Genomic DNA, 22,902 nt, shown 5'->3' on the forward strand with positions numbered 1-22,902 from the left:
ATCATTGCGCTTTGATTGTAGTCGTAGGGTTTGAACTTAGGCATTCGCATCACTCCTTAATGCTTTGGCCAATTTTATCAAAACTTTTATCGAAATGGGGGTTTTTATACAGCCTCAACGCCCGCATTTGCGGCTGCTTTGGAGCGCAGCGGAAAAGCAGTCCGACAACATGCGCTTGTTAGATTTTTTTTTCATGATCGCTCAAAAAGATCATTAATAACATCGGTAGTAGACTCCATGCTATATCGCTGCTCTTTAAATGTCTCGTATTGCTGGTCATCGTGACTTGATGAATTTATATTGGCCTGAATAACATCATCAAAATCACAACATTCGCTCACTAAATCAACATCAGCCTCCTCAAAGGTGATTCCCAGCTCAGAAAATCTGTCATTGACGTAGTCAGCTATTTCAGAATAGTCACAAGTATCAGCGTCATATACACCATTCAGAATTCCTGCCTCAATTACATCCCTCGTAATGTCATCAGATAGGTACTCAATGTACTGCTCTTTAAATTTCTCGGTCAACGTAGACGGAGGAACATCTACAACTGCGACCAGTTTTGAGATTGGGATGAATTCTTCCATGTCTTTTTCGTACTCATGAACCCAATCCTTTAGCTGCTCCACGAAGGCTTTATCATCACTACTTATTAGGCCTAATGAAAGCGACCAATTAATAAACTCGAAATAATCAATCCCATGGGAGCAAGGCCCAGAAGATAATGCTGACCTTACCAAAGATTGGATATATTCGAGAACAGTTCCTTTTGGCGACAATAAAGATGACCCGAAATATAGTATTCTAAGCTTATAGCTATCTATTTCATTTCCATTGTTTAATTTGGATAGTCTAATTAGCTGCGACTCAAGAATATTTCCGTAATAAATTTCGTCGACAACGCCTGACACTTTTAAACTATTTAAGTTTGATATCGATTCGGGTGTCTTTAAACAAAAAAGTAAATCATCAATATAATTAAAATCGCCTAGATAATTTGAAATCACAAAATCTGCAATTGACGGATTAAATAAGTCATATGAAATATGATCTTTATCTAGAACGCTCCTATTCAGAAGCGCACCAGCCAATAATTTAACGACAGATTCATAATCCCTACTTTCTGTGGAAAATATTTTGCGTGAGGAAATTTCTGAATGGAGCGATCTTAATCTCGGTTCTGAAATGGATTTTCCATGAAGTGATACTGCGACAACAACATGCTTGCATATATCATCAACTTGAGCCTCAAGAACATTTCTCCAAATATCTTTAGGGTTTGACAAGGTGCTATCTATATATCCCCAATACTCACTAGGTTTGATATCCGAGAGGCGATGACTATCAGTGATAAACGATATAAGTCTAGGATTGAAATTCTTATGCTTAATAATCTGAAGATATCTTCTACTTTCATAGATTTCATTTATATACTGTTCATCTAAATCACCAAACCAGATGTGGTTATAAAGAATCCTTGCCTTATCGATTTCAGTCAATGAAGAAATAGACAGTTCATACTCATTTCTATACACATTCTTTATATCAAAAAGATCACTGAGTCTCTTGCCTTGATTTAATATGTTTGATCGTGAGGTGAGAATAAATCGCTTCTTTTTATCTCTCTCTATTCTTTTGATAAAGTTAATAACATGAGAGTCTTGATGGGAATCAAGAGCCAATAAAAAGTTTCTTCCTAAAAAGTCATCAAAATAGAAAACTTGGTGAGACTCTCCGCGATAAATTTCTTCGGCCTCATTTAGTGAATTCTCTATAAAGCAAAATTCGTAACCTTTGGCCGTGTAATATTGGCAAAGTTGGTCAGCTAAAGATGTTTTTCCAACACCAGGAGATCCTGTAATTATTACAGAGTGCAAATTTTCAAGCTTTTCCATTGCTTGAATATGACTCTGAGTTACTACATATCTATTGGACTCCTCAATAATCTCTTCTAACTTGTACCTACTTCTACCAACAATCGCGGAATTTAATATCGTTGTAAGAACGTTTGTGCTAGAAATCCATAGCTTATAGTGTTTTCTTTCTACTTCGATATTTCTAGATAAAATGTCATTAAGATCTTCATTTCCAAAAATATCCGATTCAGCAAGGATGTATGGAGACAATAGGTTCTTAATTTTTATTTTGTTTGCTCTGGATAACTCTAGGGATGTTACGAAAATATAGCGTTTCGGTTTAAGCTTTCTTACCTTTTCTACTTCGGTATTTTCTATTGACCTAATTAGTGCTGAAAGCCCAGATTTTAACCAATGCTTGCACTGAATAATAACTTCACACCCTTCTAAAGAAAAAAATCGCCCATCCACACCGCCATCTCGTCCAGCTTTAAATCTTTCGACTCTAGAGCCTAATTCGCATGTCAAAAGGTCTGCACACAGGCATTCGAATTCTTTATCATTCAAACTGCTAAAATCATAGTCTGACATAGAGTTGCTGGCCTTAATATTTGGCGGTGGTTGAAATCTAACAGTTTTGTTATGAAGACTGGGGCCTTATATCACTTTGGCCCCCTATCTCAGAGAATAAATTTGGAATGTCATCAAAATCCCTATCTATATCAAGGGCTTGAATGTATTTCGTGAAATTATCTGTCGATACTAGCAAGACGTGCTCCCTCTATTTTTCTTAAATCCCTTCTTCTGATCATAAACCCATATTTTGAGAAATCAATAACTTAGAATACGGTCTACCGAATTAGTGAACCCGCTTCTACTGAACAAGCGGTTGACTGCATAGCAACAAACCAATACTGTATATAAAGCCAGTAAATACAAGGGGGATTTATGGATGATATCCGCCCACCGATAGCACAGGGATCGACTCGGTTTCTTGACCAACTTCGTTTACATATCAGACAAAACGGACTCGCGTACCGAACCGAGCAGACCTATTTGCTTTGGATAAAGAACTTTATCCGCTTCCATTCTCGTCAGCACCCCAAGAATTTAGGCTCACAAGACATTGAAGCCTTTCTTTCTCACTTGGCAGAGCAGCGAAATTGTTCAGTCAACACGCAGCGCATTGCATTGAATGCCCTTGTTTATATGTACAAGCGCTTCATGGGGTTGGATGTTGGGGATCTTAAATTCAGTCCGGCACCCACCCCAAGACAGTTACCCGTTGTTTATAGTAGGGATGAAATTGCAGCCATACTATCTAAGCCCTGCCGATACCCTTGGCTCATGACCTTAGTCATGTGCTTGGATGTCTGCTAAAGCGCTCCCACCACACAAAGGCTTAATCGACACAAGGCGCAAAGCCAACTCACTTTGCGCCACTTAGGATTGACTAACCTCACACAGCACGGTTTCGCGATTACTTCACCGCGATACGCTTGACCACGATGGGTAAGTCATCAACCAACTTAGGCAGGGGAACGGTCTGCATTTTGCTGCTGAAATTATCGGCCAAACGAAATTCGTATTGACGCAAGAATTGGTGCAGAAAATTTTTCACCTGCATCAGAGCAAAATGCATACCGATACATTTGTGCGCCCCGCCACCAAAACCTACCCAGCTAAAGTTATGGCGCTTGTGCTCATTGCGCGGTTCTAGCCAGCGATCAATATCAAACTTAAGTGGCTCATCCCAGTATTCCGACATTCTGTGCACATGTTGCGGGGCCATCCACACATTGGTGTTTGCGGGCACTTTATAGCCGCCTATCTCACAGTCCTTTATTGTGCGCCGCTGCATCATCATCACTGAGGGGTGTAGGCGCAGCGCTTCCTTGATCGCAACTTCCATCAAGGGCATTTTTTCAAGGTCCTCATAATCAAGAAATGGCTTATCAACGGCATTCGCCTCGTCGCGCAAGCGCTGCTGAACCTTCATATCCTGACCTAAGTAGTACAGCAAATGAGTGAGCGCACTTGTGGTTGTGTCGTGAGCAGCAAACAGCAGAAAACTGATATGGGCGATAATATCTTGATCAGAAAAATATTCGCCTTCTTCGGTTTTTTCACGACAAAAATAGCTAAACGTATCGGTTTTACTTGCTAAGCGGCGCTCATTGATAAGGCCGCCAAACAGCGACTTTAAATAGCGCTCGCCAATTTTACCTTTGCGATGCAAGGTACCAGGCAGCTCCAAGCGCACGATTCCCATCAGGCCATTGGCGATATCGAGAAACGCGGTATTTAATTTTTGTGCACGCTCGTCGTCTGCGTCCAAGCCGACAAAAATTTCAGCCGCAACATCGAGCAGCAATTGTTTTATCGCGGGAAAAAATCGTAAATCGCTTATCGTATCCCAGTTAGAAATGCCCTCAGCAATCATCGGCCCCATTGTTGCTATATAGCCTTTCATCGCATCATTCTTAAACGCCGACTGCATAATTCGCCGCTGAAAGCGATGTTCATCATGATCTCTGAGCAACAAGGCGCCTTTGTAGAATCGCCCCAAAGAGCCCATATAACCCATTTCTGCAGAGAAGTTTTTGTCTGTATCAAGCATCACTTGCTTATACAGGTCTGGGCCGATCAGCATTAAGCCTTTAGGGCCGATCAAACGAAACCGACTTACCGCACCGAAACGCCGGTACTGGCGATCTATCGTCGCGTGTAAGTCCTTGACCAGCGGTATAGTGTAGCCAAGAACCGGCAGACCGTAATCTCCGGGAATATGATCTAACTTAGTATTGTCCGGCTGTTCTCTGTAATTATCATTCGCGACGATGGCCATGATCATACTTACCTTTAGTAATGAAAGAGTTTAAGCATCACTTAAAACGTTTGTCTTGCCTCAATACCAAACATTCTGGGTTCCCCCAGCACCTGCACATAAGTGCCCAAAGAGCTCGCGGTGGCAACAGCGCCAATATCGTATCGCTTGTCGGTCAGGTTTTTTATATACGCACTAATCGTTAAATCTCGATCTGGCATAAACCAACTAAATCGCGCGTCTACTAAGGTCGTGGCTTTGGCGTAAATAGACCCTGGGTCGCGTTTGGCAACATCCCAAGAAGCATCATCCAAGCCCATATACACTTCACTTTTGTAGCTAACATCCAGTCTCGGCGTGAATACGCTGTTCTGGGTGATAAAGGTATATTGAGCACCAAAAGCCGCTGTCACTTCCGGCGAAACAGCGAAGTCTTCGTCGCTTCGATCCACCGGGACTTTCTGTCCCTTCAAAGCCAATTCAGCTAGATCGAAATCATCAAATTCGATAAAGCGGTAATTATTATTACTGTAGTTAAAGCTAAACATCAGATTCTCGGTAGGCAGCCAAAGTAGCTCAAGCTCACCACCCTCGATCATGGATTCGCCCGCATTCTGCGAACTAACAACCAAGGTATTAGCCGAATCGACACTCACGGTAATTAACTGCATGTTTTCGAAGATCATCGAATACAGTGCAATATTTAATCGCAGCGAATTATCAAAGGCATCTATCTTAAGACCGATTTCTCGGTTTTCTAAACGCTCAGGAGCAACTTCTATTAAGCCATCAACACCAAAGGGTTCTTGAAAGCCGGATTTAAAACCATTACTCCACGTGCCGTACATCATCATTGAATTTACGGGTGAGTCGAACAGCCATTGTTCCGGTATCACCCAGGCCAATGAGGTCATGGGCGTAAACTCTCTGAACACACTATCGAGTTCGTCTTTAACAGCAGGATTTAAAGGCGCACCAATTTCACCGGGATAAGCATTGCGAAGGATATCGTTGGCAATCTGAATTGGGTCCTCAGCCCATGAACCCAAATAGGCGAAGGCGCCTAAGGAAGGTAACACCGGCACAAAACGCGGATTAGCCGCACTTATCACGCTGGAGATCTCTTCAAGATTAGCCGTTTGGGTAAATAAGTCTGAGCGTCTAACCTCCTCGGTATAGCGTCCGCCGAAGGTAAATTCTAAATTGTCGGTGATATGCCACGTCGCCTGGGAAAAGATCGCATAGGTCTCACCTTCAATTTCAAAATCCTGCAAGGTAGATACAGGTAGGGCTCCAGCGACTACCGGCAAAGTGCCACCTGGCACGCTCAATGCGTCAAGCAGACCGTTCAACGCACTCACATCAACACCCGACTGCCCCGCCGCCAAGGCGATGAAAGGCACAGCTTCAGCACCAATCAACTCATTGCTAGTCAGGAAGGTTTCACTTTTAAACTCGCTCTGTACAAACAGGCCCGTTGTAAAATCGACTCCGCCGTCAAAGGTACTGCCGTTAAGTTGCAACTCGGCAGTCAAGGATTCTTGCTCATTATCCCCCAGCACCATTCCACGGAAATACGATTTTGGACCACCCTCGTCGGCTTGGGTTTGCGGCCCAATTTTAGTTGCATCCCGATAGCCAAGAATCGCTTTCAGATTATAGTCTTCACTGATTTGCCAGTTTAGGGTCGACGCAAGCAACATCACATCCTGTGCTTTTTTCTGGCGCTGACTGTCTCCCTGATTGGTATTGAGATCCTTTAAGGCGTCGCGGCTATTCGCATTACAGTTATCTTTATAGGCATGTGGATTACTTGGGTCAGTATCCCCCGCCCATAAAATACCTAGGCCGTTAACAAACAGTGCGTCGTCGTTCACGATCTTACAATGGTATGACGGATAGCGTTCCCGAATCTTGCCGAAGTAAGCTAATGAATCGATAGAGACGCTGTCACTCAACATCCAATCGGTTTGGAAAATAAATGACAAACGATCTAGGGATTGATTTTCAACGCCTGAAATATCGTGCAAAAAGCCGTCGCGGCGCTGTGAGCTTATAGCGAGCCGGCTGTTTAACTTATCCGTAATAGGAATATCAAAACCGGCTCTAAAACGTTGCTCTGAGTAGCTTCCCAGCGCCCCCTCCACGTAGTCATTGCCCTCACCACCCGGCTTTACCAGGCTAAACACTAAGGCACCACCGGTATTATTTTTACCAAACAAGGTACCCTGTGGACCGCGCAGAACCTGCACACTTTCAATATCGATGGTGTCCAATAACTGGCCGTCTGGTCTGGGAATAAAAATACCATCCAGATACACACTTACCGACGGATCAAAGCGAGCGAGACCCGCCCGCTGACCAATGCCACGGATAAAAATTTGCGGCGCGGTACTGTCATTAATCTGTAAACTGGGCACCGACTTAGCCAAATCCTGTGCGGTTAAAATACCTTGCGCCCGCAGCGCATCGCCGCTGAATGCGGTAATCGCTACTGGGGTTTCCTGGATATTTTCTGAGCGTTTTCTGGCCGTCACCAATATTTCTTCTAGCATACCGGATTTGGCCGCCCCGCCTTTTTTAGCAACAGTCGCATCTGAAATAGGCTTATCACTTGCTGATGATTCGGCGCCGTGGACGAAATTTGCCTGGCAAACCAGAACAAACACCGTCAGTGATTTTATTATTTTCATAAGCTCACAACCTTTTATTGTATTTATTTTTATTTTTTACAAATGCCTTCTACTGATACCGCTAGGCCTTTACTATCTCAGTTTACATATCTGTCATGCCTGACTTTTATGTAACAACTACTTAATTGGCTCGCGCTCCTCGCTAATATTTTGCACACGCGCTAGCATTACCGGTTTAAATTCTGGCTGCGGAAATATCCAAAATTTATTTTCATGTAAATCACTAAATGTTTTCTCGGCAATCTCTTCTGCTGGCACGCCGAAGGTGGCTAGCAAACCGTCAATTTCTTTCTGGCTTTCTGCACAGGCCCCACTTAACGGCGCTGACGCCAGCGAGGTTTTAACCCCAGAAGGCGCAAGAAAAGACACATCCACAGGGGATTTCTTAGCAGTCAGTTCAAGCTGCATCGCCTCGGCAATACCCCACAAGGCGTGTTTGCTACTTGAATAGCAACTCAAGTTTTCGCTCGCCATAAAGGCGGAAATTGAACCGGTAAACACCACTCGCGACCGCAGCTCTTGTTTAAGCAGATGCGGCATAAACGCACTGACCGTATTCATTGCCCCTTTGACGTTAACATCAAAGACCACATCCCAATCTTCTTCGCTAAGTTCCCAAGACGTACCCGCGCGCATCACGCCCGCATTGGCAAACACCAAGGCAATAGACTGCCCCTTCACAGTGTCAGCAAAAGCTGTCAAATCACTTCGCTTTCGCACGTCGACCACCGCGCTACTAACAGAGACTTGATCACCCAGTTCATCAACCATCAAACCCAAAGCATCTGCATTATTATCTGCCAAGGCCAAGTTCATGCCGCGCTTGGCAGCAGCAATCGCCAAGGCCTTGCCGATGCCGCTGGCGGCTCCAGTAATAACAGCGGTGCGACCAATCATTTCTAGGTTCATGAACTGCTAGCCCCTCGGCTGGCTAATAACATCTCAGGATCGGTTTCCACTCTTCGCACTTTGACAAATTTACTAGATACCGAACCGGGCAATGACGCCGGGCGGTGATTATCTAATGTCCACAGTACCGCTTTGGCAGGAAAGGCAGGCTGCTGCCAGGAACTAACCACATCGATAGAGCAATTCGGCTGCGAGGCAATCAGCACCTTCGCCCACTGACTTAAGTCAAAGGATTCATCGTCCCAGTTGAGTAACACCGCATATCGCTCATTGGCTACCAGACCTGAAGCGAGGACGTGTTCTTCCGAGACACCCGGCGCTATTTTGGACTGATCCATAAATCGCCGTTCATCTTCCCGCAAAATATCGCCAACCGGCCCCGTCATTAATTCCATCAGCCTAGCTACATCGTCGGCCCAAAATTCAGAGATAGTGTCAAAGCCAATATCAGGCTGATCCACAACATGGTTTCTGACATAGCGTGTAAAGGGAAAATGCTTAATCGCTAAGGGAGCGTGACTATTTTCGTAGTACTGCTGAAATGCCTCGCGGCTAAAATCAGCACGGCGACTGAGTGTACAAATAGATTTCATCATGACGTGGTGTTGCCCCTCCATCGCGCAAGCTCGTGACTCGCTGCTGTATACGGATCAATTTCGCGACGTAGAATGCTATTCAAAATATCCTCATCCATACCTTCCATAATTTCGTCAACGACCGCCTCTCGTAATAAGCAAATAAACTGCTCGCGCTCGCGATGACTTGAACGCTTTACAAAGTGACCGCTGTTTTGTAGATATTCGCGATGCGCATCTGTCGCATCGACGATCTCAACAGTGCCTTCTGCACGCTTGGCAACTGCCCGCAATAGCGGCGGCGACCACGCGCTAGCCGTCTTATCTATTTCATTCCTAGAGACGGATTCCGCACGCAGATGCAACATCAATTCAAACTGGCGGTAGGTGTCGTCGTAGCCGTCGCGATCTGCCTTATTGATCACAAAAATATCACCAGCCTCCATCAAGCCCGCTTTTACCGCCTGCACCTCATCACCCAGCCCCGGCACACCAATGATTAAGGTGGTATGCGCCAGCGCGACCACATCAATTTCGTCCTGCCCAACACCAACCGTTTCAACAAAAATCACATCGTAATTCATGGCGTCTAGCACCAGACAGGCATCGTGGCTCGACCGCGATAAACCACCTGCCTGACCGCGTGTGCCTATCGATCGAATAAACACATCTGGATCAACAGTGTGTTGCGCCATACGCACCCGGTCTCCCAAAATCGCACCACCGGTAAAGGGGCTAGAGGGATCTATAGCAATCACACCAACTCGTCGGCCACGCCGTCTCTGCTCTGTTATTAAGGTATTCGTTAAGCTGGACTTACCGGCGCCCGGTGGGCCGGTGATGCCAATAAGGTGCGCACGGCCGGTGTGTGGAAATATCAATGACAGTACGTCTGCGCCGCGCGGATCACCATCGTCCAGCCAGCGTATAGCCCGCGCACCCGCGCCAATATTGCCGGCGAGTATTTGCCTGGATAGATCGTTGATATTGTCCGCAATGGCGGTCATACCTCAGTGGGCTCCGACTTGTTCAACCACCACTCCTGAAGATAGGCAACAATATCTCGGGTATCTGAGCCCATGGTAAAAATTCGATCTACACCTGCGTCCTCCAGCAGTTGTCGGTCTTCCTCGGGAATCACGCCACCGGCAAGCAGCAATTTATCTCCCGCCCCCGCTTCCCTGAGCAGACGAGCGAGCTTCGGTAAACTGCGAGTGTGGCCCGCCGACAGTGTGGAAATACCCACCACATCCACGTCTTCTTGCACCGCTGCCGCCGCCACCATATCGGGTGTCTGTTTTAAGCCAGTGAAAATAACTTCCATTCCCGCTTCACGCAGCGCGTGGGCAATGACGGTAATACCAACGGTGTGGGTATCCATTCCTAATTTGGCCAACAAAATGCGCAGTGGACGTGTTTTCTTTAGCATCTTAAAACCCACCCAGCTGGCTGTCGGCATGGTATTCACCAAATACCTCGCGCATGGCATGACATAACTCGCCATGCGTTGCGTAAACTTTTACCGCTTCTAAGCACGACACCACCATATTGTCGCCATTGATTGCGGCCGCTTTCACCTTTGCCAGCGCAGCATTCACAGCGTCCTGATCTCGGCGCTCACGCAGCTCCCTGACTTTGGCGATTTGCTCTTCTTCCATCGCGTCATTGAGTCTAAAAATTTCGATTTCACGTTTTTCTTCTGCCAATTTAAGGTGATTAACGCCGACCCATTTGCGGCGGCCCTCTTCAACATCTTTATTGCGCTCATACTGCTCTCGTCCCAAAGCGCGCTGAAAATAGCCTTTCTCGATGGCTTTAACCGCGCCACCCATGTCAAATATTTTGTCCATTTCTGCAAAGGCGGCGTCCTCCATTTGTTTGGTTAAGGTTTCGACATAATAAGAACCCGCCAAGGGATCGATGGTTTCTGCCACCCCCGTTTCATGGGCAACGATGTGCTGAAGCGCAGCGCCAACGCGAATGGCTTCCTCGGCAGGGAGTGAATGGGCTTCATCGTGCAGTGGCGTTGTCATATTGTCGCCGGCGCCGCCCAGAGCGCACGCCGTTGCCATAATCGCGAGGCGACCAATATTATTGAGTGGCTGCTGCAGAGTTAGCGCGATGGTGGTTGGCGAGGTCATCATGCGAATTTTCATGGCGTCTGGATTAGTCGCGCCATAGCGCTCTTTCATTAACCGCGCCCAGCATTTCCTAAACGCCCGCAGCTTGCAGATGCCTTCAAAGAAATCCATATCGACATTCACAACAAAGTGAAAATAGGGCGCGACCGTGTCGATATCAAAGCCCCGCTTTAAGGTCTCGTCAATGTACGCGCAGGCTATCGCCAAGCTAAACGCAATCTCTTGAACCGGGTTCGCCTTGGCTGGCTGAAGCTGAGCGGAAATAATCGAAATAGGCGCCCAATTAGGGTGATGGCGAATAATATATTCGATGCAGTCCGTCGCTAGGCGCAGGCCGTGTTCCGGTGGATAGATATAGCGCCCGACGCAGATATACTCGATCAAAATGCCATTAACTATGTGCAAAACAAAGTCTTTTGGATCGACGTTTTTTTTCTCTAGCGCGGCAATAATCATCGCCAAATTTACCGGCTGCGGCGCATTGCAAACGCTCATTAAGTACTGCAATTTATCAAAGGGCAGATCGAAGGCTTTCTCAAGATCTTCAAGACTGTCCAGCGCCATTCCCGCCCGCCCCACCTCACCCTCAACAATCGGGTCGTCGCTGTCATAGCCATTGGTGGTCGCCAGGTCGTGTTCTAAAATCAGGCCCGACAAACCCTGATCCAACATATAGCGCGCCCGCTTTGCCCACTCCTCCCCTTTGCCAAAGCCTGTCACCTGAGTCATGGTCCAAAAATTGGAACGATGGCCATTTGCTTTGGTGCCGCGGGTATAAGGATATTCGCCGGGAAAGCCAAGATCCTTCATATAATCGAAGCCCAAGGCCTCTAAATCTGCCGGCGAATACAGGGGATTGATTGGCCACTTCAGCGCTTGCGTCTCGAATGACTCGCGACGCTCGGGGTTTTCCGACACAAATGGCGCGCGGGTTTGCTCCTGCCAACGCTGCGCCTCAGCCGCTATTGTTGAACTACTATTTTGCGCGTCCGATGTTTGCTTACAGCCCCGAACTTGGTCCTTATGTTCCGCTGTCATGCTTGTCTCCCGGCGCGTTCAATAAGTGGGTAGGTCATTTCCCAAAGTTGACGAGCGTCATCGGGATCGATTGATTTAGCCGTCACGCCATAGCATTTGGGAATCGAGGAATTCCAGATAGGCGCGACAGCACAGTCTTCAATATACAATCCGCCCCTGCCCTCCAGCTCTGGCGAAACCGCAGCCCAAATCGGTGAGGCCGCCCCTTGCTCAATACTCCGCAAGGGACCACCAGGCAGACTGCCATCCTCTTTAATCCAGCCCTGCTTTAGCGCGTCCTCAAAGCTGGTATGACGCGCCAAGTTCGTGGCGACACCGCCCGGCGTCACCGCGTGCATTACTACTCCACGCTCTGCATAACGCCGGCTGTATTCCACCGCCAGTAGGTTTGCGCAAAGCTTCGCGTGGCCATAGGCTTCAAATTTTTCATAGGGTCGGCGGCGATAATGTAAATCATCCATGCGCAGCTCAGATAAATGATGTGAACCGGAGGAAACCGTAATGACCCGCGCCGGCGAAGCGGCTTGGAGATTGGTCAGTAATAGTTCTGATAACAAAAAGGGTGAGAAATAATTTACCGCCATCTGGCTTTCAAACCCGTCAGTGGAGTAAGTCAGCGGCGGCGCCATAAGGCCGGCATTATTGATTAAATACTTGAGTGGACGATCACCAAAATTATCGACAAACGCGCGTATCGATGTAGCGTTTAGCAAATCGATATAGGCGACATCCGGTGCTTTGACGCCTCGGCTACGAGAGATGGATTGCGCAACCTTTTCACCGGCGACAATATCGCGAACGGCCAAGGTAACATCAGCACCGGCACCCGCCAGCGCCGACGCAATGGCAATACCCAAGCCAGAACTTGCCCCCGTTACTATCGCAGCCTGCCCGGACAGGTCGACACCCTGCAGAATAGTGTCGGCCGTTATTTCATCAAAAGGGAGTGCGTCACTCCGAGACTTTGTCATCACCGTCCCTTAGATTTATTATTTTTTTACATTAAAGGCGCGGTGAATAATTAGGGCAATGGCTACAGAGGCATAACCACGCAATAAGAGCACTATCTCGTTAATTTTAGCACTATGTGTTAAATTCCAAATATGACAATAAAAACAAAACCAATCAGTGTTAAGCAGGCGCAGACCCAGGCAAACCTGGTGATTCACGCCGTTGAATTACCCAGCGCAAAGGTAGAGTTGTGCGCCTTCCCCGAATTGCAGGCGGAAACCATCGTCGTCACCGAGCAACATTCGGTGTTATCCCTTGGCCTATCACGCCTGCTAGAACAAGCTGAAGGTCGCTACACCAGCTTCAAGGCACCGCGTTTCCGCCGCTTTGGCACCCTCAATTTTCGCCCGGCCGACATTCCTTTTGAGGTGCGCGTATCACAGGGCAAATACCACACGATTCGCTGTCGCTTTAACACGAAAACACTGCACGATTTGGGTATCACAACAAGTGAACTCGACGAAGCGCAGCTAGAGGCTTGCTTCGACATTCACGCCCCTAGAATTGAAGACGCCATGATGCGCCTGGCCGACGAAGTCGCCAATCAATCCAGTGATTCAGCAACGCTGATAGGGGCCTTGCTCACCACCATTGCCGTCGATCTGTCACGCTATATACACGACGCCAAACACCGCGAGCTGCCACACCGCGGCGGCTTGGCACCCCGCCACTTACGCCTAGTATTTGCCAGACTTGATCAATTAGGCGCGCCTCCCAGTGTCGCTGAAATGGCTGCGCTATGTGGCCTCAGTCGCTATCATTTCATGCGCGCTTTTAAGGAGTCGATTGGCGAAAGCCCTAGCAATTACGCCCAGAAGATACTGATGGCACGCGCGCGCGCACTTATCGCTTCTAGCGAGCGCCCCCTTGGCGAAATCGCGCAGGAACTCGGCTACACCAGCAACACCGCTTTCTCCGCCGCATTCCGTCGCCACTGTGGGAGATCACCGCGCGCTTGGCGAGCCTGCTTGCGATAACGAGGCCGCAGTCATTGATATGTAAAGAATGCGTTATATAAACTTATTCTGAAACGTGCTGAGATGGTAGAAGCGCACCGCAATGCAGACCTTAAACCGCAAAGACCTATCACGCGGCTTTAACGCCATACTTCAATACCGCCGCCGCAAACAGAAACAAGATACCCAGAATGTCGACGTAAAGCACTTTAGCGATGGCGTCGTTATAGCCACCAGTACCCAATACCAGTATTGCAAAGCCAATCATACTTACACCGGCCATGATCATCGCGGCTAATTGGTAAAAAGGGCTGAAGGCTGAAAAAAGAATGAAGCCTCCCAGAATGCCGAAAAGTAAGGCCCGATGACGCAACAAAATTATTAGGTCATCCCCGGTAAGGGTAACGGCATACGCAGACGCTATCTTTTGACCGGAGATAACACCGACTACAGGGATAATATTTATCAGCCCTACCACCACCAGGCAGAACGTAATCCACTTTTCCATGGCGAGCTCCTATTCGTCCAGCTCACGCCGTTAACGCAGTGAGCGTCCGGCGGAGTATTTGAGTCAATTGTTAAGCCATTTAACTTAAATATACAAAAATCATAAAAGAACATAAGCCAACAAGTGATGTTATTAAAGTAAGGCGTTTAATTTTGGGGGTTTGCCACGCCATTATAAAACCCGAAACAAGTAAAGCGAGGATGGAAATGGCAAATACCGCAGCATAAACTTTAAAAGCTATGCCTCCCTTAGCTTTGTGGAGCTGAACTAAATTTCTGTACCAACTCGTATTTTTGACGGTGAGCTTGGCAATTAGCTCATTATCCGTTGGCTCTAAAATCACGTCTTTAGAGGAACCCGTCCACTCGAGGAGAAAATGGTTGCCATAAACCTTGAGCTTTGGCTCGCCCTCAGGGTAACTAGTGGCTAGCCTCTTGAGTTCTAACTGAGCAAGAGTTGCTAGCTCACTAGCATCCAACTGAATGGGCTTGCTGAGTTGTATTTCATAGACATCGTCAGTGTAACTGCCTTTTACATTCCAAGTGTATAAAGCGCCCGTAACCATGAACATGGTCGCAACAGGCAATATAAAAGCCGCCAGCAACGCGTGAAATTTCATTAGTTTCATTCTATTTATCATTCATCTTCTCTTGTGTCAGATTCATTTTTTTTCAAACAGCTAGTTATAACAATTCCGGCAATATATCACTCTGACCTTACAGGATGATCTTCATCGTGGCCTGAAAAACGAAAGGGAGTTCAAAAGATGGCGACTCCCGTCGGTTAGACGAAAAACAATTCCCATTGTTTCTTCCGAGCATTCCGTTCCCTTGCGCATATCGCCTATTTTATAAACCCAATAAGTTATGTAACTCGCGAAAGTGCTAGTAGGAAGTGCTATCTTGTTCACATACCTTAACGACTCAACGCTGGGTTCTAGGGACGACGCATAACTTTCACCCGATCTATTTTGACTCGCATTAATCAATGCAAAAACCCGCTTTCTAACATGTCTTCATTGTAGCGTTGAATCAGATTTGAATCAGCGTGTAAAAGTTTTTCATCTTTATCAGCGTAGTCGAGACTAGACAGCAGGTCCTTAATCAAATTTATGCGTGCCGCTTTTTTATTATTAGCCCTCACAATCATCCAGGGCGAGATATCATTGTGACTTCTCCGCAACATATCATTGCGGGCTTGACTGTAAAGTCCCCAATTGCTTTGCGCTTCGCGATCAATAGGACTGATTTTCCAGTTTGAAAGTGGGTCTTGTTCACGGGCGAGAAGGCGAGCTTGCTGCTCTTCTTTGTCTATATCTAAAAAATATTTCCGCAACTGAGTACCGGAATCGATCAGCATGTGTTCAAAGGGCGCCACCATTCGAAAGAACTGCTGATATTCCGCTTCGCTACAAAAGCCCATAACCCGCTCTACGCCGGCACGGTTGTACCAGCTGCGGTTAAAAATAACGAATTCGCCAAACGCTGGCAAATACGGTACATAACGTTGGAAGTACCAGCTTGCTTCGTCGCGTGCGGTCGGTTTACCCAGAGCGACTACACGGGTTTCTCGCGGGCTTAAATGTTCAACTATTCGCTTGATGACGCCGTCTTTACCAGCCGCATCGCGACCTTCAATAATCACCATTATGCGGTGATTACTGGCAATAGAATGACGCTGTAATTTAACCAGCTCAATTTGCAAGGCGCGCAATGTGTCTTTGTACTGTTTCATCCTTTATTCCCTGCTTTCATTTTTTTATCAAGCTCAGTGACCCTAGACCTTCTTACTCCGCAGCGGCAATAGTCGCCATACTGGAAATACCACTCTACGACCTAGCCACTTCATCGCGGCACCAAAAGCTCACGCGTAAGATCAACAAGAAAATGGATTTTCATGTCCTATTACGCATCTCCGAAACTACGCGCAAAAGCAATACCGTTCACCCTGGAATAGCACCGATGTCGACTAAAACCACTTGGTATACCGGCTGAAAGATAAACCATATTACAGCGGGTATGTGTGTTAACCGCAGACTATTTGATTCATATCAAACTCTAGCAAACGCCAACTTGATAAATTTCGAAGCCATAAACGGAAACATCATCGCTGAGCTATTCGGCATCCAGAGAGTTATGGCCATGCACTATATATTGGAGCAACTGGAACAAGATCATCAGCGCATTTTGAGAATGATGTATCTGCTGAGTAAAGAGATCGACCAATTAACAGGGCTAGAAAAAGGCAGTGCTAACTGTGATCGCATATTAGAGATTCTCGATTATATTCAGGTTTATCCCGAGGTATGGCATCATCCAACAGAAGATGTGCTATTTCAGCAGCTGTTAAGCAAAGAGCATATCAATACCGCTGCGGTTACCAAGCTCCTGAAAGACCATCCCCGCCTCGAGAGTCTCAGCGCCCAGTTAGCGCTTATATACAGCGAAATTAGACACGCGGATCTTAAGCCGTCTACAAGAGTATTACTGCTAAGTCGACACTATTGTTGCAAGCAAATATCCCATATCCATGAAGAGCGGAATATTTTTGCGGCTATCTCAGAGCGCTTCAACGATCAGGACTGGCAAACCGTCAACGAGGCCTTGCGAGGAAACCTAGCAAATCGTGAAGTCCCCAGCCAGTCAGAGTACATCGATAGATCTGAGCAACTAAACCAAAGCCATATCTTAACCAGTATCGGATTGCATTAACTATGGCCAGTATCGCGACACCCACGGAACCACGCGCTAGCGCAGTGCACGGAACGGATCCCAGCTTGATTGCAAAATACAGTACGCAGGGGCCTCGCTATACCTCCTATCCAACCGCTCTGGAGTTTAGCGAGCAATTTACGGTTGCGGATTACGAGCAGCATTTAAATACCGCCCGCAACGACGCCGCGCCCCTGTCGCTTTACGTGCACGTACCTTTCTGTCGCTGGCTTTGCTACTACTGCGGCTGCAATAAAGTGGTGACTAAAAAATCGGGCGCCGGCCGAGAATATCTAGACCATATTGCCATCGAAATTGCGCTTTTGTCCGAGCGCATTGGCAACACGCGGCAAGTGTCTCAGTTGCACTTCGGCGGGGGCACTCCCACCTACCTCGACGACGCCGAACTAACAGAATTAATTCATCTACTGGCGAGCCACTTTAATTTAGGCGACGGTAAAGAGCGGGAATACAGCATTGAAATTGATCCGCGCACTGTAACACCAGATCGACTAGCGCTGCTGCGTGGTCTGGGCTTTAATCGTCTGAGTTTTGGTATCTAGGACACTTACCCCGACGTACAGCAGCTCCGCGAGGCTAATTTCGATATATGCCCCGAAGCGGGCTTTGCACTAGCGTCGTTCACCAACAATCCCCTGTCGCCACTCGCACACAAGTCCAATACTTGCATTTAGCTTTCCGGGAAGATATATTGCCTGCCTAGGCAGACATTGTTATCGCAGCAACTGTCATGACATCAACATTGCAGGCTTAGCCATGAGCTCTAAAAACATCCTCGATCTCGTCGTCGAAAATCCCGACGGACCATACAATCTGGCCGCTTACCAACAAAATGAAAGCATTGGCTACTTATTAAAACGCTGCTATAGCTTTTTAACGAACGCCATCGACAAACAGTTGGCCCCCTACGATTTAACCCACCCGCAATTCGCGTTTCTTATGACGCTCAAACAGCGGAACTGTTCTACTGCTGCGGAGTTAGCGCGGGAAAGCAACCTCGATACTGGCGCCACAACGAGAATGTTAGATCGACTCGAAGCGAAAGATATCGTGCTTCGCCAGCGCAGTCTTGAAGATCGCCGCGTTATCAACATTGTGCTTACTGACTACGGCAAGTTAGTCGTTGAAAAAATGCCAGTGATTGCCATTAACGTCCTCAATGAGCATCTGCAGAATTTTGACCCAGACGAAATTACCACCCTTAAACGGCTGCTAACTAAGCTGATTTACGAATCTGAGAATAAGGGCTGTGAAGAAAAAGCCCAGAGTGACAATGCAGTGGAGGGCAAAAAGTGATGACGCATCATAGGTTTATACGTCGCATCGCAATGCTACTGGGTTTAATGTCAGGTTTAAGTGGCTGCGCTAACTACATCGGTATAAATAGCAGCAGCCACTTACTAAGACCCGATAATTTAGCCGCCGAAACCAGCTTAACTGTTGACGACAAGGCGGATGCAGAGTGGCCAACACAGGCCTGGTGGCAGAGTTTTAACGATACTCAACTAGATAGCTTGATTAACGAAGCGCTGCAAAACAATCCGAACCTAACAATGGCCGCCGCCAAGGTGGCACGCGCCAATGCCGCGCTGGCACATTTCCGCGCGGCAACCCTGCCGAGCGCAAGCCTGTCTGTCGATGCCACTCGTCAGCACTATTCTGAAAACGCGATGTATCCCCCTCCGCTGGGTGGCTCTACCCAAACCAGTGGCAACATCCGCCTGCAAGCCAGCTATGAATTAGATTTCTGGGGGCGCAACCGCGCCGCCGTCGCGGCGAGTCAGTCACGATTAGCCGCCGCGCAAGCCGAGTCTGCCAGCGCCAGATTAATGCTGGCCAGTGCGGTATCCAAAACCTATTTTCAACTGGCGCAGTTGCAGCAATTTCTGCGTATTGGCGAGTCCGCGCTTAAACAACGGCAGGAAATTTACGACCTCACTAAGCAGCGGGTTGATGCGGGCTTAGATACCCAAGTGGAACTCATGCAGGCGGAAACGCAGCTGCCATTGACCCGTACCAATATTGAGATGGTCAAAGAAAACATCATCAACACCCAGCACGCCTTAGCCGCTCTATTAGGCTCTGGCCCAGACCGCGCGTTAAGCCTGCAGGCACCGCTCCCCACTCTCGACAGCGGCGTTACGCAGGCACCACAGGACTTGCGAATATCCCTACTAGGTCATCGCCCCGATTTGGTCGCAGCGCGCTGGCAGGTTGAGGCAAGTGAGCACGATACCACCGCCAATAAAGCGGCGTTTTATCCAAACATTAATTTAATGGCCTTCGCGGGCTATGCCAGTCTTGGCCTTGATCAACTAGTGCGCTCCAGCAGTGAAAATTACGGTGTTGGTCCGGCTCTATCGCTACCCATTTTTGATGGCGGTCGCCTGCGCGCCAATTTAAAAGCGAGCTTTGCAGACTACGATGCCGCGGTTGCCAACTACAACCAAACCCTGCTTGAGGCGCTGCGAGACGTGGCTGATCATCTCAATAGCTATCGCTTCTTACAGACCCAAATCGAACAGCAGCAATTTGCACTTAAAGCATCTCGTCGCGCTTACGATTTAGCCTTGCAACGTTATCACGCGGGATTAGGGAATTACCTGACCGTACTGAACGCGCAAAGCGTGGTAATACAGCAGCAACTATTTCAATCCCAACTGCAGATGCGCGCCGCGAACACCCACGTCGAGCTTTCACGGGCACTGGGCGGTGGCTACCCGTATGTGGATGCCCGCGCTCAAAACTCTGCGGCGGAGCGCCGCCAGCCCAGCAATAAAAGCACCATAAACACGATCAATACTGTAAGTAAGAACACGAGCGTACAAACCGCACATGTAGGAGCCCAATATGACTAACTCAACTTTCTCGGCGACTCCCGCAGCAAATAGCCCGCGCCGTCGTCAAATGCTTATCGCCAGCGCCATCTTTCTCTTTATAGGCGCCGCCTGGTTCAGCCACTGGGCTTTGATCAGCCGTTATCACGAAGACACTGAAGACGCCTACGTTGTCGGCAATATCGTGCAAGTGACACCGCAAACCGCCGGCACCGTGGTCGCTATTTACGCGGACGATACCCAGCGCGTTACCGCCGGACAAATATTAGTAAAGCTCGATGACAGCGATGCGCAAATTGCCTTGGATCAAGCTCAGGCGGAACTAGCACAAACCGTGCGTCAAGTTCGCGCCCTATTCACCAGCAACGATGCATTAAACGCGCAAATTGACCTGCAAAACTCCTCTTTGAGCCGCGCAAAAGCTGACCTTAAGCGCCGCAATGGTCTAGCCAAAACGGGAGCGGTTTCATCGGAAGAACTTCACCACAGTGAAGTTGCAGTAAAATCAGCGCAGTCAGGTTTACTCGCCGCCCGCGAAGCACTGGCGGGCAACGAAGCACTAACTGAAAATACCGCGATAGACACTCATCCCGAGGTATTAGCTGCCTCGGCCAAAGTGCGCGCCGCGTATTTAAATTTACAACGCACCAACATTCCCTCTCCTGTTGACGGCTTTGTGTCAAAACGCGGGGTACAACTCGGCCAGCGGATTGCCCCCGGCAAACCCCTTATGGCGGTTATTCCACTGGAACAGGTGTGGGTAGATGCCAATTTTAAAGAGAACCAATTGCATCATATTCGTATTGGCCAAGCCGTTGAGCTAACGGCCGATATGTATGGCAGCGACGTAAAATACCAAGGACACGTGGTGGGGCTTGAAGCGGGTACCGGCAGCGCATTTAGCTTACTGCCACCACAAAATGCGACCGGCAACTGGATTAAAGTCGTCCAGCGCCTACCTGTTCGTATCGCCCTAGACCCACAGCAATTAGCAGAAAACCCACTGCGCATAGGCCTATCTATGGTCGCTGATATCGACATCAGCGATGACAGCGGCCCCCAATTAACAGAGGCGACCAAGGAATTGCAGGCCAACTACGAAACCGGCGTTTACCAAGTTGCAGGCCGAGAAGCCGAGGCATTGGTTGATCAAATTATCAAAGCCAATGCCGGCAATGCCGCTGGCCTCGCCACACTCACTGCGCAGTAAGAACTAGGGCTTTTCGATATGGCCAACGCGATTCACTCTGACGCCACACTGCCCCCCTTGCAGGGTGCGGTGTTAGCCATTGGCGCGATTTCGGTTTCGCTTGCCACGTTTATGAACGTGCTCGACTCCTCCATCGCCAATGTCGCCATTCCCACAATTGCCGGCGATCTTGGCGTATCTGCCAACCAGGGCACCTGGGTAATCACGTCCTTTGCGGTATCTAACGCCATTGCGATTCCGCTAACGGGCTGGTTATCGCAGCGCTTTGGACAAGTTCGCCTATTTATTACATCGACGCTGCTATTCGTAGTGGCATCTTTTCTTTGCGGCACGGCACAAAGCATTGAAATGCTAATTGCCTTTAGGGTTTTACAGGGGGCGGTGGCTGGCCCAATGATACCCATGTCCCAGTCCTTGCTACTCGCCAGTTTCCCCAAGGCCAAGGCCGGCACGGCGATGGCCGTGTGGAGTATGACAACCTTGGTCGCACCCGTCGTGGGTCCAATTTTAGGCGGCTGGATTTCGGATAATTATTCCTGGCCGTGGATTTTTTATATCAACGTGCCGCTTGGCGTGTTGGCGACCTATTCAACCTGGACTATTTACCAAAAACGGGAAACGGTAACGAAGAAATTGCCCGTCGACACCATTGGCTTGTCGCTACTGGTACTGTGGATAGCCGCTTTGCAAATTATGCTAGATAAAGGTCGCGAGCTGGACTGGTTTCATTCAGGACAAATCATCACCCTCGCGGCGATTGCTGTCATTGGTTTCGTTTTTTTCTTGATATGGGAACTCAACGAGGAGCACCCCATTGTCGATTTATCGCTGTTTCGAAACCGCAATTTTACCGGCGGCGTTATAGCCCTATCACTGGGTTACGGTGCGTTTTTCGGCAATATTGTTATTTTACCGCTGTGGCTACAAACCCAAATTGCCTACACCGCCACCCAAGCTGGTTTGGCAATGGCGCCCGTGGGCTTGTTTGCCATAATGGTGTCACCTTTTGTGGGGCGGAATATTCATCGAATGGACGCCCGTATTATCGCGACCTGCGGCTTTCTCATATTCTCACTAGTTCTGTATATGCGCTCGCTATTCACCTCTGGCGTTGATAATTGGAGCGTCATGCTGCCGGCTTATATTCAAGGCTTTGCAATGGCGATGTTCTTCGCGCCACTATCAATGCTTATTTTATCGGGCTTAAAACCCGAGCAAATACCGGCGGCCAGCGGCTTAAGTAATTTTGTGCGGGTACTCTGTGGCGCCTTTGGTTCGTCGCTCGCCACCACGGCCTGGGATAACCGCTCCGCTCTGCACCACACCCAATTAATGGAGCACGCCAACGCTTACAATCCTATATACACGAACAGTATGCAAAGCTTGCAGCAAATCGGTTTAAGCAGTGACCAAGCCAATGCCATGTTTGAGCGAACACTCTCTGTCCAAGCGAGTACTCTGGGCGCCAACGACATATTTTATTTTTCGTCGATGATGTTTCTAGTACTGATCATTGCAATTTGGGGCACCAAACCCATTCATGGTAAACACGCAGTGGTGGATGCGGGTGGCGCGCATTAATAAAATGCCAGGCATTAACAATCAG

20 protein-coding genes are annotated in these 22,902 nt (G+C 48.2%); 8 read left to right on the plus strand and 12 right to left on the minus strand.

What is annotated here, in order from left to right; all coding sequences use genetic code 11:
• Positions 1-191: 191 nt before the first annotated feature.
• On the minus strand, positions 192-2,450 hold the full coding sequence (locus tag KXJ70_RS17750) for an nSTAND3 domain-containing NTPase (protein WP_219044895.1): 2,259 nt from the start codon (positions 2,448-2,450) through the stop codon (positions 192-194).
• Positions 2,451-2,807: 357 nt separating this feature from the next.
• Here KXJ70_RS17750 and KXJ70_RS17755 point away from each other — a divergent pair, with 357 nt between their 5' ends.
• Entirely contained in the window at positions 2,808-3,239 is a 432-nt protein-coding gene (locus KXJ70_RS17755; protein WP_219044896.1) for a site-specific integrase, read from the plus strand.
• Between the two features lie 100 nt (positions 3,240-3,339).
• Here the strand turns inward: KXJ70_RS17755 and KXJ70_RS17760 are convergent, their stop codons facing one another.
• From KXJ70_RS17760 to KXJ70_RS17795, 8 genes are all read right to left on the minus strand, one after another.
• Positions 3,340-4,707 (minus strand): cytochrome P450, encoded by a 1,368-nt coding sequence (locus KXJ70_RS17760; RefSeq protein ID WP_219044897.1) that lies wholly within the window; start codon positions 4,705-4,707, stop codon positions 3,340-3,342.
• A 41-nt stretch (positions 4,708-4,748) separates the two neighbouring features.
• Positions 4,749-7,379 carry a TonB-dependent receptor gene (locus KXJ70_RS17765; protein ID WP_255558568.1) on the minus strand — a complete coding sequence of 877 codons (2,631 nt, stop codon included), beginning with the start codon at positions 7,377-7,379 and terminating at the stop codon, positions 4,749-4,751.
• A gap of 117 nt (positions 7,380-7,496) precedes the next feature.
• Positions 7,497-8,288 carry an SDR family oxidoreductase gene (locus tag KXJ70_RS17770; protein ID WP_219044898.1) on the minus strand — a complete coding sequence of 264 codons (792 nt, stop codon included), beginning with the start codon at positions 8,286-8,288 and terminating at the stop codon, positions 7,497-7,499.
• Positions 8,285-8,884, minus strand: coding sequence for an EthD domain-containing protein (locus KXJ70_RS17775; protein ID WP_219044899.1), 600 nt, complete (start codon positions 8,882-8,884; stop codon positions 8,285-8,287). The genes KXJ70_RS17770 and KXJ70_RS17775 overlap by 4 nt, the downstream gene beginning before the upstream one ends.
• Complete coding sequence (meaB, locus tag KXJ70_RS17780; RefSeq protein ID WP_219044900.1) at positions 8,881-9,870, minus strand: methylmalonyl Co-A mutase-associated GTPase MeaB; 990 nt, start codon at positions 9,868-9,870, stop codon at positions 8,881-8,883. The genes KXJ70_RS17775 and meaB overlap by 4 nt, the downstream gene beginning before the upstream one ends.
• Complete coding sequence (locus KXJ70_RS17785) at positions 9,867-10,322, minus strand: cobalamin B12-binding domain-containing protein (protein WP_219044901.1); 456 nt, start codon at positions 10,320-10,322, stop codon at positions 9,867-9,869. Before KXJ70_RS17785 ends, meaB begins: the two co-directional genes overlap by 4 nt.
• A complete protein-coding gene (locus KXJ70_RS17790) occupies positions 10,294-12,042 on the minus strand; it encodes a methylmalonyl-CoA mutase family protein (RefSeq protein WP_219044902.1) in 1,749 nt (582 codons plus the stop codon). The genes KXJ70_RS17785 and KXJ70_RS17790 overlap by 29 nt, the downstream gene beginning before the upstream one ends.
• Entirely contained in the window at positions 12,039-13,013 is a 975-nt protein-coding gene (locus KXJ70_RS17795) for an SDR family NAD(P)-dependent oxidoreductase (RefSeq protein WP_219044903.1), read from the minus strand. Before KXJ70_RS17795 ends, KXJ70_RS17790 begins: the two co-directional genes overlap by 4 nt.
• 132 nt (positions 13,014-13,145) lie before the next feature.
• Here KXJ70_RS17795 and KXJ70_RS17800 point away from each other — a divergent pair, with 132 nt between their 5' ends.
• Positions 13,146-14,030: a helix-turn-helix transcriptional regulator gene (locus KXJ70_RS17800; RefSeq protein WP_219044904.1), complete on the plus strand. Its 885-nt coding sequence runs from the start codon at positions 13,146-13,148 to the stop codon at positions 14,028-14,030.
• A gap of 109 nt (positions 14,031-14,139) precedes the next feature.
• Here the strand turns inward: KXJ70_RS17800 and KXJ70_RS17805 are convergent, their stop codons facing one another.
• The 3 genes from KXJ70_RS17805 to ppk2 all read right to left on the minus strand — a co-directional run bounded on the left by KXJ70_RS17805 (position 14,140) and on the right by ppk2 (position 16,251).
• Complete coding sequence (locus KXJ70_RS17805; RefSeq protein WP_219044905.1) at positions 14,140-14,517, minus strand: hypothetical protein; 378 nt, start codon at positions 14,515-14,517, stop codon at positions 14,140-14,142.
• Positions 14,518-14,596: 79 nt separating this feature from the next.
• Positions 14,597-15,157, minus strand: coding sequence for a PepSY domain-containing protein (locus tag KXJ70_RS17810; protein ID WP_219044906.1), 561 nt, complete (start codon positions 15,155-15,157; stop codon positions 14,597-14,599).
• A gap of 344 nt (positions 15,158-15,501) precedes the next feature.
• Positions 15,502-16,251: a polyphosphate kinase 2 gene (ppk2, locus tag KXJ70_RS17815; RefSeq protein ID WP_219044907.1), complete on the minus strand. Its 750-nt coding sequence runs from the start codon at positions 16,249-16,251 to the stop codon at positions 15,502-15,504.
• A 407-nt stretch (positions 16,252-16,658) separates the two neighbouring features.
• Between ppk2 and KXJ70_RS17820 the strand changes: the two genes are divergently transcribed.
• The 6 genes from KXJ70_RS17820 (at position 16,659) to KXJ70_RS17845 (ending at position 22,877) form a co-directional block, all read left to right on the plus strand.
• Positions 16,659-17,228 (plus strand): hemerythrin domain-containing protein, encoded by a 570-nt coding sequence (locus KXJ70_RS17820; RefSeq protein WP_219044908.1) that lies wholly within the window; start codon positions 16,659-16,661, stop codon positions 17,226-17,228.
• A gap of 2 nt (positions 17,229-17,230) precedes the next feature.
• Positions 17,231-17,791, plus strand: coding sequence for a radical SAM protein (locus KXJ70_RS17825; RefSeq protein WP_219044909.1), 561 nt, complete (start codon positions 17,231-17,233; stop codon positions 17,789-17,791).
• 214 nt (positions 17,792-18,005) lie between these two features.
• Positions 18,006-18,545 carry a MarR family winged helix-turn-helix transcriptional regulator gene (locus KXJ70_RS17830; RefSeq protein ID WP_219044910.1) on the plus strand — a complete coding sequence of 180 codons (540 nt, stop codon included), beginning with the start codon at positions 18,006-18,008 and terminating at the stop codon, positions 18,543-18,545.
• Complete coding sequence (locus KXJ70_RS17835; protein ID WP_219044911.1) at positions 18,545-20,107, plus strand: efflux transporter outer membrane subunit; 1,563 nt, start codon at positions 18,545-18,547, stop codon at positions 20,105-20,107. The genes KXJ70_RS17830 and KXJ70_RS17835 overlap by 1 nt, the downstream gene beginning before the upstream one ends.
• Positions 20,100-21,296 (plus strand): HlyD family secretion protein, encoded by a 1,197-nt coding sequence (locus tag KXJ70_RS17840; RefSeq protein WP_219044912.1) that lies wholly within the window; start codon positions 20,100-20,102, stop codon positions 21,294-21,296. The genes KXJ70_RS17835 and KXJ70_RS17840 overlap by 8 nt, the downstream gene beginning before the upstream one ends.
• An 18-nt stretch (positions 21,297-21,314) precedes the next feature.
• A complete protein-coding gene (locus KXJ70_RS17845; RefSeq protein WP_219044913.1) occupies positions 21,315-22,877 on the plus strand; it encodes a DHA2 family efflux MFS transporter permease subunit in 1,563 nt (520 codons plus the stop codon).
• The last annotated feature ends 25 nt before the right edge of the window (positions 22,878-22,902 follow it).

This window comes from Zhongshania aquimaris, assembly GCF_019312595.1.
Lineage (GTDB): Bacteria > Pseudomonadota > Gammaproteobacteria > Pseudomonadales > Spongiibacteraceae > Spongiibacter > Spongiibacter aquimaris.